The sequence below is a fragment of the Arthrobacter sp. B2a2-09 genome (assembly GCF_027587375.1).
Lineage (GTDB): Bacteria > Actinomycetota > Actinomycetes > Actinomycetales > Micrococcaceae > Arthrobacter.
In genome coordinates this window covers 20,283-38,075 of record NZ_JAMXIC010000025.1, presented here as the reverse complement: position 1 = coordinate 38,075, position 17,793 = coordinate 20,283, and the positions used below count along the sequence as shown (strand labels likewise).

The window sequence follows — 17,793 nt, the reverse complement described above, 5'->3', positions numbered from 1 at the left end:
TCGCTCGTCCTCGTTTCCCCTGGTCAGGCCGATGTCCGACTGATGCGCTTCTCAAAAGTCTTTTCAAAGAATAGTTGCTCGTCCTTGAACGTCTTGACTTCGTTGTGCAGCACATAGTGGTCCTTGCTGGCGGTGACCGTAGCGTGGGTTTCGATCCTAACTCCCCAGTCCTCGCGCTGCAGGGAGACGTTCCACATGGACTCAGCCCGCGCCGTCAGGGGATCGTTTCCCGAGATCGAATACCGTTCGAGGGCTTCTTCGCCAAAGTTCAGGCCGTCCGGGTAGATCCGGTTGCCGCCGTAGTTCGGGTCCACTGTCAAGGTCCAGGACTCCGATTGCGGCTCGTACCTGACCTCACGTTCGGGGCGGGCGGCCAGCGCAGGTCCGGGCCTGATGTCCAAACCAGGGGCTTGCTCAGCCTCTTCGAAGGCGACATCGCGCCTTCCAATGGCGGCAGGATCAAGGTCGTCGAGCTCCAATACGCTCTGCCCGGCATCAACAGTCACAAAACCTTGTTCGCCGTGCGGCCAGATCCAGGGCCAATACGTCGTGGCCAATGCGAGCCGGAGCCTGTGCCCGGCCGGAATCTGCCACGACATGGAGGTGAACTCGATCTCGGCGTCCACGAATTGACCTGGAACGAGCTCCTCCGCCTTGTCCATCCCGTTGCGTCTTGCCAGGTTGATGGCCCCGCGGGTGATCAGCGTGGACGATCCGTCCGGCCCAACATCGCAGAGCCGGGCAATCACATTGGCCCGGGGCGTGCTGCTGTTGACCCGCAGCTTCAGACGGGCGTAGCCAAACAGGTTGATGTCCGCCGCGAGGACCGGCGTCTCGAATACCACCGAGCGCCCATCCTCGGCGCGCTGGTCCGGCGGCAGATCGGACAGATTCCCGAAGGGGAACCACCGGGCAGCGTCCACGCCGTTGTGTTGCGGTGTGTCGACGACGGCCATCCCGGCGGCGTCCGTTGCCAAGCTGCGCAAATCTGAACTTAGCTTGAAGCGCCGCTGCCCGACGTCGGCGGACGGCCAGCCGTCCAGTCCCACCCAGGTGCCCGCCCGCTCGGGGTAATGGGTGGCCGGGCGTACGGAATCCTGGTGATAGGCGCGCAGCGCGGGTTCGGCCATGACCTCCGTTTCGATGCCTTTGAGCCAGTAGTCCCACCAACGCAAGGTCTCCTGCAGGAAGCCAATGGTAGGACCGGGTGTGCGCTGGATGTCCGGATACTGGTGCGACCATGGGCCAATCAGCCCTTGCGCGGGGGCGTCAAGATGCTCCAACAACCGAAAAACGGTGTTGCGGTAGGGATCGGCCCAGCCTCCGACGGCCAAAACAGCAGCGGTGATCTTGGAGTAGTCCTCGCAGACCGAACCGTGACGCCAGTAGTCATCGCGTTCTTGGTGGTCCATCCAAATTTCGGAGAAAGGCTGGAGGGCTTCCAGGCGTTCCTTCCACATGGTTTCCCAAGCGTCGCCAACCCGCCAGGGCGCGGGCGGGCGGCACTGGAACGCGAGCATGGTTCCAGCCCAGGAAGTCATGTCGATGCCCAGCATCGCACCGCCGAAATAGTGCACGTCGTCGGCGTACCGGTCGTCCGTGGAGCAGACCGTGACAATAGCTTTAAGCGCCTCCGGCTGCTCCGCGGCGAGCTGCAAGGCATTGAATCCGCCCCAGGAGATTCCGAACATTCCCACTTTGCCGGTACACCAGGGCTGGGCGGCCAGCCACTCGATGACCTCAACGCCGTCTGCTTGTTCCTGGGGGTGGTACTCGTCAAGCATGACGCCTTCGGAATCTCCGCAGCCGCGCATGTCCACACGGACCGAGGCGTAGCCATGGCCCGCGTACCACGGGTGGCGCTGCGCATCACGCGGTGCCGTCCAGTCCCCGCGCCGGTAGGGCAAGTACTCCAACAGTGCAGGCACTGGCCGTGAGGCCGCGCCTTCGGGAAGCCAGATTGTGGCAGCCAACTGGACGCCGTCGCTCATCGGAATGAGGACGTGTTCCATGACGGTGACGGAGTGGGGGAAGTCCGTGCGGATCTTCACGGGCATTTCCTTTCTAGGGTGCGTGCAGCGCTAGAGGGCAGCGGGTGCCTGGCGGAGGTCTGCCACGTCAGCGTGGCATTTGATATGGTGCGTGTCCGAAACCTGGATGGCGGGCGGGACCACCGTGCGGCAAACGTCGCGGACAATCGGACACCGGCTGGCAAAGGGGCATCCAAGCTCGGGCGGGGCGTCAGGGATTTCGTCCCGGACTCCTTGCGCCTTGGCCTCATGGTCATCGCCGAGTTCGATCACCGAGTCCAGCAGGAGCCGGGTGTATGGATGGGACGTGTTGGAGAAGATCTCCTCCACTGTGCCGTCCTCGACGATGCGTCCGAGGTACAGGACCACTACACGGTCCGCTACTGACCGGACGACGGCGAGGTCATGGGTGATGAAAAGGAAGCCGATGTCCTTGTCCCGGCTCAGGGTGTCCATCAGGCGCAGGATGGAAGATTGCACCGAGACGTCAAGCGCTGACACAACTTCGTCCGCTAGCACGAGGGACGGGCCAGCGGCGATGGCCCGGGCGATGCCGACTCGCTGGCGTTGCCCACCCGAAAGCTGGCCGGGCAGCCGCTGCGCGAAGCTGGCCGGGAGCTCCACTTCTTCCAACGCCCGCTCCACGGTGGATCCTTTGACGCCGAAAAGCTTCAACGGCCGCGCGATAGCCGTCCGGACCGAATGCCTTGGATTCAGCGAAGTATCGGCATTTTGGAAGATCAACTGCACGGCTTGGCGGAGACTCTTGGGGCGGCTGGATACGGTCCCGGCCAGATTGCCGCTACCCCTCAGGCCGTTTGCAGGCTCGTCCCCGGACCCCGCGAGGGACATCCGTCCCCCTTCGCTCTTCTGCAAGCCCGCAATGGCGTTGGCGATGGTGGACTTTCCGGAACCGGATTCGCCCACGAGCGCCACAATCTCGCCGGCGTTAACCTCAAAACTGACATCCTGCACCGTGGGACCCGTGCCGGGAACTGGCTTCTTGCGGTAGTCGATTGTCAGGTCCCGGACGCTCAGCACGGGCTTGGCCTCCCTTGGCGGAGTCCGGATGTACAACTGCACAGCGCCTTCCCGCACGGTCCCGGCGTCGATGACTGCCTGGTCCATTCCAGGAGGGATGCCGGGGGTGTCGATCCGCGGCACGCTGTCGATCAGGCCGCGCGTGTAAGCATGCTGCGGCTTCGCGAGGACGCTTCGAGTCAGGCCGGATTCCACCACCGCGCCCTTGCGGAGCAGGGCAATGTCTGTGCACATCTTGTCAATGACGCCCAAGTCATGGCTGACCATCACCATGGACATGCCCAGCGTCTGCTGTAGCTCCGCGAGAAGGTCAAGGATGGCGGCCTGCGTGACCACGTCCAGTCCAGTAGTCGGTTCATCAAGGACCAGGAGGGACGGATTGGCGGCGAGCGCCATGGCAATCCCGATGCGCTGTTGTTGTCCGCCGGAAAACTGGTGCGGGTACCTGTCCAGCCCCGGCCCCGGGTTGGGAAGCCTGACCAACCGGAGCAATTCCTCGGCGCGGGCCCGCTGTGCGGCCTTGTTTCCCTTGAGGTGGTGAAGGACTTCGGCGATCTGCTCTCCGATCTTCATGGTGGGAGTCAGCGCGTTTCCGGCATTCTGCGGGACCATCGCAACCTCAGACATGCGAAGGCGGCGCAGCTCCCGCGGGGCAAGTGCAAAGACGTCCTGACCCGCCACCTGCACGGACCCGTTGGACACGAAGGACGTGCTCCGCAGGGAGCCCAGCAAGGCACCGGCCAGCGTAGACTTCCCGGAACCCGACTCCCCCACCAGGCCTAGAACGTGGCCGCGCCGCAGCTGCAAGGTCACGTCCTTGAGGACGTCCACTTGGCGGTTTCCCGAGCGGTAGGAAACGCTGAGGTTCTCGATCCGGACGATGTCCGTTCCGTTGACCGCGGTTGCTTCATATGTGGTGTCGGCTGCATCTAGTGTCACTAGCCCAGCACCTCCTTCATTCGGTCGATGCCGAAGCTCTTCGCAAGCCCATCGGCCGCAAGGTTGAGTCCAACAATCAAGGACGCGAGCGCCGCAATGGGCGACAACGTGGCCAGTGGCACAACAGCCATCAGGTTCCGGTTCTCGGCCACCATGAGGCCCCAGTCCGGCGTCGGCGGGCTGGCGCCGAAGCCCAGGAAGGACAGCGAGCTGATAAGCAGCACCACCCAGGAGGCCCGCATGGCGAATTCCACCAAGATGATGTCCAAGACATTGGGGAAGACTTCCCGGAAGAGAATGGAGAACATCCCCTCGCCCCGCGCCTTGGCGGCGGTGATGAAGTCCTTGGGCATCACGTCCATTGCTGCGGCCCGGACAATACGGGTCACCCCGCCCGTATAGACCACCACAACGGCCAAAATGATCACCCAAGGGCCCGTACCGAAGATGGTCACAACCACCAACATCGACAGGATTGCCGGTACCGCCAGCACCGAATCCAACACCCTGGTGATGATGTCATCCACAATGCCGCCACGGTACGCTGCGATGCCCGCGATGACGGATCCCAGCAAAACCGTCAGCCCGGTGGCAGTGAAACTGATGGCCAATGCGTACTGGCCACCAAACAAGGTTCGCGTCAGGGTATCCCGGCCGAGAGCATCCGTGCCTAGCAAGTGAGCGCCGGAGCTCTCTTGCAGGGCGCTCATCGCGTCCGTGGCGATCGGATCATAGGAAGTCAACACCGGGGCCAGGACCGCCACCACGATATTCACTATCACCAAGGCAAAACCGAAAGTGGCCGCCCGGGACTTGAGGATGGACCGGACCACTCGTCCAAAGCTGCCTGGGGACTTGGGGGCCGGTCCCGTGGGTGCCGCGTCCTTGGGTGCCGGGGCCGTCGTCATTGCGCTCATTTGCTGCTCCGTGTCATTTGCTGCTCTGTGTCATTTGCTGCTCCGTGTCATTTGCTGTTCCTCGGGTATCGCAGCCGTGGATTCAGCAGGAACGCTGCAAAGTCCGCCAGCAGGTTGCACACCACATATGTCAACGCGCTCATCACCGTGATGAGCAAGATGGTGGGAAGGTCACGCGTCTGGACAGATCTGATCATCAGGGTGCCGATTCCCGGATAGTTGAAAATGCTTTCCACAACCACCACACCGCCGACCAGCCAAGCTATGTTCATGGCGATCACGTTCAGGGTGGGCAACATGGCGCTGGGCAGCAGGTGCTTGAAGACCACCCGGGAAGTCGAGTTGCCTTTCAAGATCGCTGTGCGGACAAACTCGCTGTCCATCACGTCGATCACCGAGGTGCGCATCATCCGGATGATGTACGCCGCAAGAACGCAAATCAGCGCCCCGGCAGGTAGCCAGACCGAGGGTAGAAGATCCGCGAGGGAGGCATTCTGCCCTGCAATCACCACTGCCGGGAAAATCGGGATGTAGATGGAGAAGAGGAGCACCAGCACGGTGGCCACCACAAACTCCGGAACGCTCATCCCTACGAGCGCCAGAGTGGAAATCGAGATGTCCGGCCACCGGTCGCGGGTCAGGCCGGCAACAAGGCCCAACACAAGGGAGAGCAGGATGCCGATCACGATGGTGATGCCGGCCAGGAGGGACGTGTTCACCAAGGCGGAGCCCACTTCTCCAGCGACGCTGCCGCCGCCGACGAGGGAGTTGCCGAAGTCGCCGTGCAACGCCTTGCCGAGCCAAGTGAAGAAACGCGAGACAGGCGGCTCATCCAACCCGAGTTGTTGCCGCATAGTCGCCACGGCCGACGGCGTGGCGTTCTGGCCCAGCAGCTGGGTGGCCGCGTCTCCCGGTAGGGACTGGATGGCACTGAAAACCAGTACCGTGGCCAGCAGCACCGTGAAGACGGACCAGCCCAACCGCTTGGCGAAAAACGTGACCATTATGCACGCAGCCCGATGTTGATGTAGTCGAATTCGAAGCCGTGCTCGCTGTAGTTGACTACCTGCTTGCTCAGCCCGGTGATCCGGTCGGAGAAGAACGGAGTCAGGGAGCCGCCGTCGTCGATCAGGATCTTCTGCGCATCCTGGTAGAGCGTCTTCCGCTTGGCCGCGTCCACGGTGGCCCGGGCCGCATCCAAAGTCTGGTCGAACGTGGCATTCGAGTAGGCCGTCTCGTTGTACGAAGAACCAGTACGGAAGATCTGGTTCAGCAACTGGTCGATGGGGCGGCCCGTGTACCAGTAGGTGGTCATCAGCGGCTTCTTCATCCAGACGTCGGTGAAGTAGGAGTCCGCGGGAGAGTTGGTCACCGCCAAGTTGATGTTGGCGGCCTTCATTGAACTCTGCAAGGCCAGCGCGAGTGGGGACAGCACGGGATCGTAGCTGGAGGTGTAGATGGGCACATCAAAGTGGTCAAAGCCCTTTGCCTTCAGCAGGGACTTCGACTTATCCGGGTCGTAGCCCAGGCCATAGTCGAGGTAGTAGGCCTCGGTGGGCGGCACGGGATTGTTGTGCGCGACGGTTCCATTGCCCTGCACCGCCAGTTTGAATACTTCGTCCGGGTTGTACGCATGCGCGAAAGCGCGGCGGATATCCGGGTCTTTGAATTCCGGGCTGGTGTTGAGCATGGGTACCGGATACCACTGGGCGTTCTTCACACTGGTGACCGTTGCAACCGAAGAGGCCGAAACCGTCTTGGCGGTGGCGAAGTCGAGGTTGGTCTGGGCCACGAGGTCAACCTGCCCTGCCAGCAAGGCGTTCACCCGAGCCTGGGTGTCGGCGATGGAGGAGAACTCAATCCCGTCCAATGCTGGTTTGTCGCCGAAGTAGTTGGGATTGCGCACGATGGAACCGGGGCCTGCTGCCGTGAAACTCTTCAGTTTGAACGGACCGGTGCCGATGCCGCTGGCACCGATGGTGGCTGCGGAACCGGCCGGGATGATGTAGCAGTTGTATCCGGTCAGCAAGCTGGCGAATTCGGCGTTCGGAGACTTCAGGGCAAAAACCACGGTTGTGGCATCCGGGGCCTTGATGGAGTTGCCATCGACAAAGGGGGAAAGCACTCCGGCCTGCGGAGATTTGGTGGCCGGATCCAGGATGTGCTGAATCGAGAAAATGACGTCCTGGGCGGTGAACGGCTTCCCGTCGTGCCAGGTCACGCCCTTGCGCAGGACAAAAGTCCAGCTCATCGCATCTGCGGACAATGTCCACGACTCGGCCAGGTCCGGAACGAGCTCACCCTTGGCCGAAAGCTTGACCAAGCGGTTGTAAAGGGCGCCCAGGTATTCATAAGCGGACAAAGAACTGGCAGGGTCCAACGTTTCGGCCTTCGACGCCGGCGGCCGGGCGATGCGCAACGTCCCGCCCTGGCGAGCAGCGCCGGTCGCGGCACCCGTGGTCGACGACGACGGGCTGACCCCGCAGGCTGCGAGGACCGCCGGGGCCAGCAACAGGGCCGAACCGGCGAGAAGGGTGCGCCGGGACAGCCACCCTGTTGGTGCTTCGATCCGTGAATCCATGGTGCCGAATCCTTATCTTTATTTCTTCCGCGAACGATCTAATTCATGTACTGTACGAATAAATCGTCTGAGAGAGCAATAGTTCTCCGAATAATTTAACCGCCCTGAAACAAAGGGCCATTTCACCGGGAAGGCCCCAATTGTGACCGGATGGTACCGAAGACCAGATGTGCTGATGGTGCTGTCTTCCGCGCCCACATACGTGGCTACCCGCGAGGCCCTGAAAGTGGTGGACCCGCAAGACCTGACGCCGCTGCGCTACTTGGGTGCCGCCGTCGTGCTTGGCTTGGTCCTACTGGTCCGGCGGCAGCGACCTACCCTGCGGGGTCGTGACATTCCGAGGATGCTGGTCGCGGGATTACTGGGATATGCCGGCTTCGGCCTACTCCTGAACCTGGGGCAGACGACCGTTCCAGCCGGAACAACAAGCCTCCTGCTGAATATCTCGCCCGTTTTCGCGTTCGTCCTCGGCCATCTCATGCTGCGGGAGAGAACGTCCAGCCTGGGCTACTGGGGGATGCTGATTGCCGTAGCAGGCGTCGTAGTCATTACGCTGGGCGATTCCGTGGCCGTCGGCTTCAACGGCGACGCCCTGTACATCGTGGCAGCCGCACTTCTCCTGTCGGCATTCCTGATCGTCCAACAACCCCTGCTGGCACGCGTCCCTCCGCTCGAGGTGGTCTTCTGGGGATCCCTCATCGGCGGAGTGGCCACGCTGCCGACCGCCCGGTTCGCAGTGGCACCGGCGGAGTTCACGTGGACCGCCTGGCTGGCATTGGCCTTGCTCGTGGTGATCTGCACGGTGGTGGCCTACGGTTTCTGGAATGTCTCCCTGTCGAGGACCAGCGTGGCAGAGGGCGGTTCGCTCCTATACGTCGTGCCGGTGCTGTCCCTCCTGCTCGGGTGGATTTTGCTGGGCGAAGTCCCCAGTATCGCGTCCCTCATCGGAGGCGCGGCCGCATTGGCCGGCGTCATCTTGCTCTCCCGGGCAACTGCATCCATCGCACCCGAAAAAGAACTGGAGCCCGCACCATGACTGTCCCCCAATTCGAGGAGGAATACGTCGAAATTCCCCTCCCTGCGGCCGCCTCCGCTAAGCTCGCCGACATCGCCGCCTCCGTCACGGCGGACGTGGGGGCATTGCTGACAACCATCTCCTTCTGGCGTCCTGCGACTGGGGACTTGGTCCGGGTGTTTTCCAGCATGCCGGGGCTCTACCGGGTGGGTGGGATCTCAAGCGAACTGGGTGAAGACTGGCTCCAACACTGCGTCGTACGCCAGGAATCATTCCTCGCTTCGGACCAGGGAGCCATCGATTCGGATGCGTTCGAACACCAGGATGTCCTTGGCGCCCTCAATCTCGGCGCAGCTATCAACGCAGTGATCGTCGACGACGGCCGATTCCTCGGCTGTCTCAACCTGCTGGACGTCGCGGGGGCTTACTCCGAGTCGTCGGTGCGACGCGCCGAGGCTTACGCCGCGCGGCTCGCGGAGACTCTACGCAGCCTCTGAACTTCACGTCTGAACTCCACGTCCGGGGGCTATTTCCGGGCGCGCCACTCGGAGTCGAGCATGGCGTAGATGACTTCGGTGGACCATTGGCCCTTGTAATGCCAGTTGTCCACGAGGACTGCTTCGCGGCGCATCCCAAGCCGCTCGCACAATCCCGACGACGAGGTGTTCAGGGCATCCAGCTTGGCGTCGATCCGGTGGAACATGAGGGTCTCGAAGCCCAGGCGGAGCACGGCCTCGGCCGCCTCGGCCGCGTAGCCCTGGCCCCGGCTTTCCGGAGCCAGGATCCAGCCGATTTCGGCCTGCCCCGTGCCCGGCAGCCACTTGAGCACAACTTCGCCAAGCAGCCCCGGCGAGTCCGCGCGCTCAATGGCAAGGCACACCCAGTCGCCCTCTTGCTGGAAGGTGAAGTTGGCGTAGCGGCCCAGCGCTTCCATGGACTGAGTGAGGGTCAATTCCTGCCGGAGTAGGAATCGCGCGGTCCCGGGCAGGGACTGGTAGGCGTGGAATCGTTCCAGGTCGGTGGCCTCGAATCTGCGAAGCACAAGCCTGGGAGTCCGGATGGGCAGTTCGATAAGCGGCATGCATCGAGGCTACTACGGGGTCCGGATCCGTCCCGCCGAGCGGTCGCCTCTTGACAGTTCAAGCAAACTGGGATTACCTAATGAACATTCGGTAAATAAAGCTGGAGGCAATGACGCATGGTTGAGACCACCCTTTCTGGCGCAGCGCAGCACCAGATCCTCAAGAACGACCCCGCCTCGGAGTGGATGGGCCTCAAGGTGCTCAAGATCGACGACGGCCACGCCACCGTCCAGATGACCCTCCGCCAGGAAATGCTCAACGGCTTCGGGATGGCCCACGGCGGAATGATCTTCGCCTTCGCGGATTCAGCGTTTGCCCTCGCCTGCAACCCGGCCGTCCTGCCGCCGTCGGACGCTGACACCATAACTGTCGCCGCCGGCGTCGACATCAACTTCCTCAAGCCGGCCTATCAAGGCCAGGTGATCACCGCCGTCGCGAACCGTCGCGCCAACAACGGACGCAGCGGCCTGTACGACATCCAGATCTTCGCGGCGGACCCAAGCGAACCGGCCGCCGTCGGGTCGCCCGGGGATCCGGGCAGCTACGGCGAGCTCATCGCCGAGTTCCGTGGCCGCAGCCGCACCATTTCCAAGAAGTAGGAAGACTATGACACAGAACACCGTCGCCGCTCCTGACGCACCGCTTAACACCGCACAGCTAGATCGCGAAGAAACCATCTCCCGCGACGAGCTCGAGGCCCTGCAGCTCAGCCGCCTCCAGCACACCGTGGCGTATGCCTACGATCGCGTGCCGCTGTACAAGCGCAAGTTCGACGATGCCGGCGTCCACCCCACGGATCTCCGCGAACTGTCCGATCTCGGCAAGTTCCCGTACACCACCAAGGAAGACCTCCGCCAGGAATACCCCTTCGGCATGTTCGCCGTGCCGCAGAACGAAGTAGCCCGCATCCACGCGAGCTCCGGCACCACAGGCCGGCCGACCGTCGTCGGGTACACCAAAAACGACCTCGCCAACTGGGCCACCCTGGTGGCCCGCTCGCTCCGTGCCTCCGGAGTCCGCCCGGGCATGAAGGTCCACAACGCCTACGGCTACGGCCTGTTCACCGGCGGCCTGGGTGCCCACGCGGGTGCCGAAGCGCTCGGCTGTACCGTCATCCCGATGTCCGGCGGCCAGACCGAACGCCAGATCCAGCTGATCCAGGACTTCAAGCCGGACGCGATCCTGGCAACCCCCACGTACTTGCTCACCATCGCCGACGCGATGACGCACATGGGTGTGGATCCGGCGTCGACCTCGCTCAAGTACGCCGTGCTCGGAGCCGAACCGTGGACCGAGGAAATGCGGCACGAGCTCGAGACCACCATGAACATCAAGGCCTGCGACATCTACGGGCTCTCCGAGGTCATGGGCCCGGGCGTCGCCGGCGAGGCCGTGGAGACCCAGGACGGTTGCCACATCTGGGAAGACCACTTCCGCCCGGAAATCATCGACCCGTTCGACCCCTCCCGCGGGGAAAGCGCCGTGCTGGCCGACGGCGAACCGGGCGAACTCGTCTTCACCTCGCTCACCAAGGAAGCCCTGCCGATCATCCGGTACCGCACCAAGGACCTCACCCGCCTGCTGCCCGGCACCGCCCGTCCCGCGCACCGCCGCATGGGCCGCATCACCGGCCGCAGCGACGACATGATCATCCTGCGCGGCGTGAACCTCTTCCCCTCGCAGATCGAGGAAATCGCCCTGCGCATCCCCGAGCTCAGCCCGCACTTCCAGCTCGAGCTCACCCGCCCCGCGGGCAAGCGCATGGATTCGCTGACGGTCAAGATTGAGCGCCGCGAGAACGTCTCGGTCGAGGCGGGCACGACGGCGGCACACGCCTTACGCGAGCAGATCAAGATCCACGTGGGTTCTTCGTGCGTTGTGGACGTCGTGGAGCCGGGTTCGCTCGAGCGTTCCAACGGCAAACTGCGCCGCGTCTACGACATGCGACCCAAGAGGTAACGTGGCCGGGCGGGTGCACGAATCAACCGACCGTTCATGAGAAAATGGCCAGCATGCCTAGTGAAACAGTGACCAAGCGGGGACGCCCCGGATACGACCAGCAATCAGTGCTGCTCATCGCCGTCGACGTCTTCAACCGCCACGGTTACGACGCCACGTCCATGGGCATTTTGGCCGAAAACCTCGGGATCTCAAAGTCGGCCATCTACCACCATGTGCCTTCAAAGGGTGACCTCCTGAAGCTCGCCCTGGAGCACGCACTGGGTGGGCTCGAGGCCATCCTGGAACAGCCCGAGGCTTTGTCCGGTCCTGCTGATTCGCGGCTTGAGTATGTCCTGCGGCAGACCATCGCCGTGCTGGTGGACCGGCTGCCGTTCGTCACGCTGCTCCTGCGGCTCCGCGGCAACACCGACATCGAGCGCGATGCCCTGGAACGGCGTCGTGCCTTCGATCACAAGGTGGCCGCGCTGATCTCGGCCGCCCGTGAAGAGGGCACGCTGCGCCAGGACATCGACCCCCGCACCGTGACCCGGCTCCTGTTCGGGACCATCAACTCGATCGTCGAGTGGTACAAACCGGGCGGCTCACTCTCCCCGCAGCGCCTCGCCGACGACGTCATCACCATGGCGTTCGACGGCCTCCACGCCTCGACGTAGACGCTCGCTCACATATATGGCCCTTCCCCCCGACGCTCGCTCACATATATCGCCAATTGGCAGAACGCTCGCTCACATATATGGCCGTTCCCCCCGACGCTCGCTCACATATATCGCCAATTGGCAGAACGCTCGCTCACATAAAAGTGAGAGAGCGTTCTGTGTGGTGTTCGTGAGTGCTTTCCAGCCGGTCAGAGCTGGTATTCGGCCTGGATCCCCAAGCTTTCATGGACGCAGAGGACGTTGTTTTCCGTGTCCATGAACCAGGCGCAACGATCGGCGTCGGTAGTACAAATGTGGTGTTCGGTCTTGAGGTCCGGGAGGTCGTAATCCCGGAATTCGACGCCGCTCGCCTCCATTTCGTCGACTGTCCGCTCGATGTTACTGACTTCAAAGGAAAGGGCAGTGTGCGATGAGTGCATGCCGTCCTTGATGGGCATCAACTGCAGCATGGGGCCGCCTTCGGTGCCAAACAAATCATTTCCATCCCATGTCATGCCGCGATGAGGGAGGCCGAGTTTCTCTGCATAAAAGCTGCGGGCTCGGGCTACGTCGTCGACGGGCAAGACGGTTGTGGCTGTTCTGAGTGCTAGGTTCACTTCGCCACCTCCTACGCAAAAAATCTTACGCCGGGCGCGGTCGGAAAGACCTTGTGAGCGAGCGTTGGCGTAGATCGCGCTGTCAGGGCGATAGCCTCGGCCTACTATGTGCACAGCCCCCTCGCAGGGGAACAACTCCGGGACCTTCCCTCAACGGGTGATGGGTACACCTCAGGAGGCCCGAGTTCTGGACATCACGGGACGGGAAGAGATCCCGGACGAGCCTGGCGCCGCCGCCCTCTCACTCATGATCAATTCGACCGGCGCGGTGTGCCTGCATTTGAAGCCGCTCATGACGGTTGAGGATCTCGACGAAGCTGCCAAGAAGACCCCGGCATACCGCGCCCCCGGGCAATAGATCCAACCACTGGGCCAGAGGTATTCATCCCGCCCAGACTTCGTCCTCAGACACGGAACGCTCCCCATCGATGGGGAGCGTTCCGCTCATGCAGTGCATAAGTGAGCGAGCGTCCGGCCAAACACTGGCATAAGTGAGCGAGCGTCCGCAGGAAACCCTACATAAGTGAGCGAGCGTCCGCAGGAAACCCGACATAAGTGAGCGAGCGTCGGGTTACTTCTCCACGAGGGTCAGGACGTCGTAGGTGGCTACGATTTCGTCGTTCTGGTTGGTCAGCACGGCGTCCCAGGATACTTCGCCGTATTCGTCGGTCTCTCGCGGGGTGATCTTCTTGGCGGTCAGCGTGACCCGGATCGAATCCCCCGCGGCCACGGGTGTGATAAAGCGCAGGTTCTCCAGGCCGTAGTTGGCCAGGACGGGACCCGGAGCGGGTTCCACGAACAGCCCGGCGGCCCAGCTGAGCAGCAGGTACCCGTGTGCTACGATTCCCGGGAAGAACGGGTTGGCTTCGGCCGCTTCCTGGTTGGTGTGGGCGTAGAAGGTGTCGCCGGTGGAGTTGGCGAAGGCGGTGATGTCGTCCAGGGTGACCTGCCGCAGTTCGGATCGCACGGCGTCGCCGATCCGCAAGGTCGCAAGCGACTTCCGGAACGGGTGCGCGCCTTCCGTCTCCACCGTGAAGTTGCGGTCCGCGCCAGTGTGCCAGACGCCAGTCACAGCAGTGAGCATGTTCGGCGAGCCCTGGATGGCGGTGCGCTGCATGTGGTGCATGACGGAGCGGATGCCACCGAGCTCTTCGCCACCACCGGCGCGGCCCGGTCCACCGTGAACCAAGTGCGGGACGGGCGAACCGTGGCCGGTCGACGAACGGGCGTCCTCGCGGTTGAGCATGAGGACACGGCCATGGTGCGCCGCGATTCCGGTCACCAATTCGCGGGCAACAGCAGGATCGTTGGTGCAAACGGAGGCCACCAGGGAGCCGCCACCGCGGGCGGCAAGGCGGACGGCGTCGTCGAGGTCCGAGTACCCGATCACCGACGACACCGGACCGAAGGCCTCGAGCGAGTGGACAGCTTCCGAGTCCACGTCAGCCCAGCTCAGGACGACGGGCGACATGAACGCGCCGCCCTCCACGACACCCACGGTTCCGTCGAGCGAGGTGACCGACGGCGAATCGAGCGTCCCGTACGCAAGCTCGCCACCGGCGTCGAGCATTGACTGCACTGCGGCGCGAACGTCGGCGAGCTGCTCGAGCGACGCGAGGGCGCCCATCGTAACGCCCTCAGCGCGGGGGTCACCGACCACGACGCGCTCGTCCACCCGCGCGCCGATGGCGGAGACGACGTCGGACACCAGGGTCTGGGGCACGATGGTGCGGCGGATCGAGGTGCACTTCTGGCCGGCCTTGACGGTCATTTCGGTGACGACCGACTTGATGAAAGCGTCGAACTCGGGGGTGCCAGGCACGGCGTCGGGTCCCAGGATAGCGGCGTTGAGGGAGTCGGTTTCGGAGGTGAACCGGACGCCGCCCTGGACTACGTTGACGTGGGACTTCAGCGAGTTGGCGGTGGAGGCGGAGCCGGTGAATGCGAGAATGTCGCGGTAGTCAAGGTGGTCCAGCAGGGTGCGGGCGGATCCCGAGATGAGCTGCAGCGAGCCTTCCGGCAGGATGCCCGACTCAACGATTGCCTTGACCACGACGGCGGCAACGTAACCGGTGGGGGTGGCTGGCTTGACGATGGTGGGGACGCCTGCGATGAAGGCCGGCGCGAACTTCTCGAGCATGCCCCACACGGGGAAGTTGAAGGCGTTGATCTGCGCGGCGACGCCCGGGATGCGGGTGTAGATGTGCTCGCCGGCGAAGGAACCGTCCCGGGACAGGACTTCCATGGGACCGTCCACCACAACCTGCGAGTTCGGCAGTTCGCGGCGGCCCTTGGAGCCGAAGGTGAAGAGCACGCCGATGCCGCCGTCGATGTCCACCATCGAGTCGATCTTGGTGGCGCCGGTCTTGAAGGAAGAAGTGTAGAACTCCTCGCGCCGGCCGTTGAGGTACTGGGCCAGTTCCTTGAGCTTGAGGGCGCGCTGGTGGAAGGTGAGCTTGCCGAGCTCGCGCTGGCCCACCGTGCGGCCATAGTTCACGACGCCGGCAAGGTCCAGTCCGTCGGTGTTGACCGTTGCGAGGAGCTCGCCGGTGCTGGCGTCGCGGACGGACACGCCCGCGGAGGCGTCGGCGCGGGGGGTCCACCACTCGCCCTGGACGAAACTGGGCACGGTTTCAACAGTTGTGGCTTCCGGAGCGACTGCGGTACTGGTCATCGTCGACGGGTCCTTCCAAGGCACGGGCGAAATGGGACTGAACGGCCACAAATTACTGACCGGCCGTTCGGTAATACACACAGAATACATGAGAGCCCCGATCTGCACACTAGATGCGTCCTGGGGCTGCGTACTTCCTGACCTTTTTTGACGTGTCTTGTCGCCCGGGATTCGCGGCGCGCCGTGTCGAAAGCGCTTTCCGAAATCAAAGAAGGTCACGACGGCGCGTGGCCGCCTCCTGCTAGTCCGGCCGGCTTCCGATCTTGGTACGAATGGCGGCGATTTCCGCCTTGGAGACGCCGTTCGCTCTCAGGAAAGCTGCAGTATTGATGGAGTGCGCGAATTCCAGGATGCTGGCCGTGCGTACGGCCAGCATGGCTTCAAGTGCGTCTTCCTCGAGAAAGGGATCATGGGCATGCGGGGCGCGATGGTGGCGGTGGCGCTCGTTGATTCCTCGCATTCCCTGCTGGTAACCCCGCACGATTTCCTCGTCGCTGGCTCCGGCCAGGTTCTGCAGCATCACTGCGATGATCCCACTACGGTCCCGTCCGGCCGCGCAGTGCACAACCACCCCACCACGTGCTGCGGCGATGGCCTTGAAGACCGCGGCAAGCCTGTCCGGGAAGAGCCGCATGTAGTCGGCGTAGTGCGCGGGGTCTTTCAGGTACGGGCCAAAGTGCTCGGTGAACTCTTTGTTTTCCGGGTCCTCGGTGGGGCAATGGACGATGTCGAAGCGGGCAGCCACCTCCGCGGAAACCTCGGGATCGGCTTCCCTGGGCTGCTGCTCGCGAAGGGTCCGCAAGTCGATCACAGTGCGGATGCCGGCGTCGTACATTTGCTGCCACCCGGCGTCGGTGAGCCATTCCCGCCGACCCATCCGATACACGCTTCCGGCGATGTGCCAGGCGTTCACCGCACCGTCCCAATGGACGCCCCGCTGCTTGGCGGCGGTTGAGATCCCATCCATACCGGACAGCTAACCACACGCCGACACAGGTGAGCGAGGGTCGGGGAAAAGGGCGACATATGTGAGCGAGGGTCGGGGAAAAGGGCGCCATATCTGAGCGAGGGTCGGGAGAAAGGGCGACATAGGTGAGCGAGGGTCTTGCGGGCTTTACGTGACTTATGTCATACTTTTTCTCGATACGCATCGACGATGCGTATCGACGACACAGAGTCGCGCATCGCACCAACACCACTGGACCCGGCGAGGAGGCCTGGAACGTGCCCACCAGCAAGGATGTCGCCCAGGCGGCCGGCGTAGCCCAAAGCACCGTTTCGTATGTGCTCAGCGGCAAGCGGCCCATTTCCGAGAAGACCCGGAAAAAGGTCGAGGCGGCCATTGAGCAGTTGACGTACCAGCCCAACGCCGGCGCCAGAGCCTTGGCAAGCCGCAAAACCAGGGTTATCGGCCTGGTTATTCCGTTCATCCCGGAGCTGGAAATGGGATCGATCATGGAATTCGTCTCGGTCATTGCCAGCACGGCCCGGCAATACGACCACGACATTCTCTTGGTCACCGACGACGAAGGAGCCGCCGGACTGGGCCGCGTCGTCGGGCAGCAGATTTGCGACGGCCTGATCCTCATGCAGGTTGAGGACGAGGACGAGCGCCTCCCCGTGGCCCGCGGCCTGAACGTCCCGGTGGTGCTGATCGGCATCCCCCGCGATCCGTCCGGGCTGGTCTGCATCGACGCCGACTTCGAAATGGCCGGTGAGCACTGCGTCCGGGATCTTGCGGCTGCCGGCCACTCCGTGATTTCCGTCATTGATTGGCAGCCCGCAGTGATGGACCGGCACGTGAACTACGTCGACCGGTTCTTGCACGGCACAGATGTTGCAGCCGAGGCCCTCGGCGTGACCGTGCTCCATCTTCCCGGCGGGACCGACCGCGCCACCATCTCCGAATCGGTCGACAAAGCCCTCACCAGCACCACAGGCAAGCCGGCATTCATCGCCCCCGATCGGACCATCCAGGACATTCTGCGCCGCATCTTGAGCAGCCGTGGCCTGACCTTGGGGTTGGATGTTTCCGTTATCGGGAGCGCCTCCCCCACCCTTGCCGAGCTCCAGCCCATACCGCTTTCCACCATCGATCTGCGCCCGGCGGAAGTGTCCCGCCGCGCAGTCAAAATCATGTGCCAGCTCCTCGACGCCGACTCCCACGGACCACACGAATCCCTGGAGTTGGTACCCACGGTCATCACCCACCGTTCAAGCACGCTCCGTCCGCAGTGAATCGCCACCCCTGATCCACCGCGCCCGCTCTTTTCGTTTCTTTTCGTTTCAGCTCCATGCTT

General features: G+C 63.2%; 16 protein-coding genes. 7 read left to right on the top strand and 9 right to left on the bottom strand.

Annotation, left to right across the window (positions count from 1 at the left end; all coding sequences use genetic code 11):
• Positions 1 to 23: 23 nt before the first annotated feature.
• The 5 genes from NFJ07_RS20920 to NFJ07_RS20900 are packed head-to-tail and all read right to left on the bottom strand — an operon-like array spanning position 24 to position 7,508.
• The gene (locus NFJ07_RS20920; RefSeq protein WP_442865381.1) at positions 24 to 2,057 is read right to left on the bottom strand and encodes a CocE/NonD family hydrolase; all 2,034 of its coding nucleotides are present in this window, start codon (positions 2,055 to 2,057) and stop codon (positions 24 to 26) included.
• Between the two features lie 24 nt (positions 2,058 to 2,081).
• Entirely contained in the window at positions 2,082 to 4,010 is a 1,929-nt protein-coding gene (locus NFJ07_RS20915; protein ID WP_269997487.1) for a dipeptide ABC transporter ATP-binding protein, read from the bottom strand.
• Positions 4,010 to 4,927 carry an ABC transporter permease gene (locus NFJ07_RS20910; protein WP_269997486.1) on the bottom strand — a complete coding sequence of 306 codons (918 nt, stop codon included), beginning with the start codon at positions 4,925 to 4,927 and terminating at the stop codon, positions 4,010 to 4,012. The genes NFJ07_RS20915 and NFJ07_RS20910 overlap by 1 nt, the downstream gene beginning before the upstream one ends.
• A 47-nt stretch (positions 4,928 to 4,974) precedes the next feature.
• The gene (locus tag NFJ07_RS20905) at positions 4,975 to 5,931 is read right to left on the bottom strand and encodes an ABC transporter permease (RefSeq protein WP_269997484.1); all 957 of its coding nucleotides are present in this window, start codon (positions 5,929 to 5,931) and stop codon (positions 4,975 to 4,977) included.
• A complete protein-coding gene (locus NFJ07_RS20900; RefSeq protein WP_269997482.1) occupies positions 5,931 to 7,508 on the bottom strand; it encodes an ABC transporter substrate-binding protein in 1,578 nt (525 codons plus the stop codon). The genes NFJ07_RS20905 and NFJ07_RS20900 overlap by 1 nt, the downstream gene beginning before the upstream one ends.
• A gap of 175 nt (positions 7,509 to 7,683) precedes the next feature.
• On the opposite strand from NFJ07_RS20900, the gene NFJ07_RS20895 reads away from it, so the two are divergent.
• Together NFJ07_RS20895 and NFJ07_RS20890 are read left to right on the top strand one after the other, a co-directional pair.
• Positions 7,684 to 8,544, top strand: a complete 861-nt coding sequence (locus tag NFJ07_RS20895; RefSeq protein WP_269997480.1) for a DMT family transporter — start codon at positions 7,684 to 7,686, stop codon at positions 8,542 to 8,544.
• Positions 8,541 to 9,020, top strand: a complete 480-nt coding sequence (locus NFJ07_RS20890; protein ID WP_269997478.1) for a hypothetical protein — start codon at positions 8,541 to 8,543, stop codon at positions 9,018 to 9,020. The genes NFJ07_RS20895 and NFJ07_RS20890 overlap by 4 nt, the downstream gene beginning before the upstream one ends.
• Positions 9,021 to 9,049: 29 nt before the next feature.
• Here NFJ07_RS20890 and NFJ07_RS20885 read toward each other — a convergent pair whose 3' ends face one another.
• Positions 9,050 to 9,604 (bottom strand): GNAT family N-acetyltransferase, encoded by a 555-nt coding sequence (locus NFJ07_RS20885; protein WP_269997476.1) that lies wholly within the window; start codon positions 9,602 to 9,604, stop codon positions 9,050 to 9,052.
• A gap of 117 nt (positions 9,605 to 9,721) precedes the next feature.
• Here NFJ07_RS20885 and NFJ07_RS20880 point away from each other — a divergent pair, with 117 nt between their 5' ends.
• Genes NFJ07_RS20880 through NFJ07_RS20870 form a run of 3 tightly spaced genes read left to right on the top strand, consistent with a single transcriptional unit; the run spans position 9,722 to position 12,220 of the window.
• Positions 9,722 to 10,204: a hotdog fold thioesterase gene (locus tag NFJ07_RS20880; RefSeq protein ID WP_269997474.1), complete on the top strand. Its 483-nt coding sequence runs from the start codon at positions 9,722 to 9,724 to the stop codon at positions 10,202 to 10,204.
• Positions 10,205 to 10,211: 7 nt separating this feature from the next.
• The gene (gene paaK / locus NFJ07_RS20875) at positions 10,212 to 11,564 is read left to right on the top strand and encodes a phenylacetate--CoA ligase PaaK (protein WP_269997472.1); all 1,353 of its coding nucleotides are present in this window, start codon (positions 10,212 to 10,214) and stop codon (positions 11,562 to 11,564) included.
• 53 nt (positions 11,565 to 11,617) lie between these two features.
• Positions 11,618 to 12,220, top strand: coding sequence for a TetR/AcrR family transcriptional regulator (locus NFJ07_RS20870; protein ID WP_269997470.1), 603 nt, complete (start codon positions 11,618 to 11,620; stop codon positions 12,218 to 12,220).
• A 191-nt stretch (positions 12,221 to 12,411) separates the two neighbouring features.
• Here the strand turns inward: NFJ07_RS20870 and NFJ07_RS20865 are convergent, their stop codons facing one another.
• Positions 12,412 to 12,819 carry a VOC family protein gene (locus tag NFJ07_RS20865; RefSeq protein ID WP_269997468.1) on the bottom strand — a complete coding sequence of 136 codons (408 nt, stop codon included), beginning with the start codon at positions 12,817 to 12,819 and terminating at the stop codon, positions 12,412 to 12,414.
• Positions 12,820 to 12,979: 160 nt separating this feature from the next.
• On the opposite strand from NFJ07_RS20865, the gene NFJ07_RS20860 reads away from it, so the two are divergent.
• Positions 12,980 to 13,177, top strand: a complete 198-nt coding sequence (locus NFJ07_RS20860) for a hypothetical protein (protein ID WP_269997466.1) — start codon at positions 12,980 to 12,982, stop codon at positions 13,175 to 13,177.
• 213 nt (positions 13,178 to 13,390) lie between these two features.
• On the opposite strand, the gene paaZ is transcribed toward NFJ07_RS20860, so the two are convergent.
• Both paaZ and NFJ07_RS20850 read right to left on the bottom strand, forming a co-directional pair.
• Positions 13,391 to 15,493, bottom strand: a complete 2,103-nt coding sequence (paaZ, locus tag NFJ07_RS20855) for a phenylacetic acid degradation bifunctional protein PaaZ (protein WP_269997464.1) — start codon at positions 15,491 to 15,493, stop codon at positions 13,391 to 13,393.
• Between the two features lie 241 nt (positions 15,494 to 15,734).
• A complete protein-coding gene (locus NFJ07_RS20850; protein ID WP_269997462.1) occupies positions 15,735 to 16,460 on the bottom strand; it encodes a tyrosine-protein phosphatase in 726 nt (241 codons plus the stop codon).
• A gap of 257 nt (positions 16,461 to 16,717) precedes the next feature.
• On the opposite strand from NFJ07_RS20850, the gene NFJ07_RS20845 reads away from it, so the two are divergent.
• Positions 16,718 to 17,731 carry a LacI family DNA-binding transcriptional regulator gene (locus NFJ07_RS20845; protein ID WP_269997460.1) on the top strand — a complete coding sequence of 338 codons (1,014 nt, stop codon included), beginning with the start codon at positions 16,718 to 16,720 and terminating at the stop codon, positions 17,729 to 17,731.
• The last annotated feature ends 62 nt before the right edge of the window (positions 17,732 to 17,793 follow it).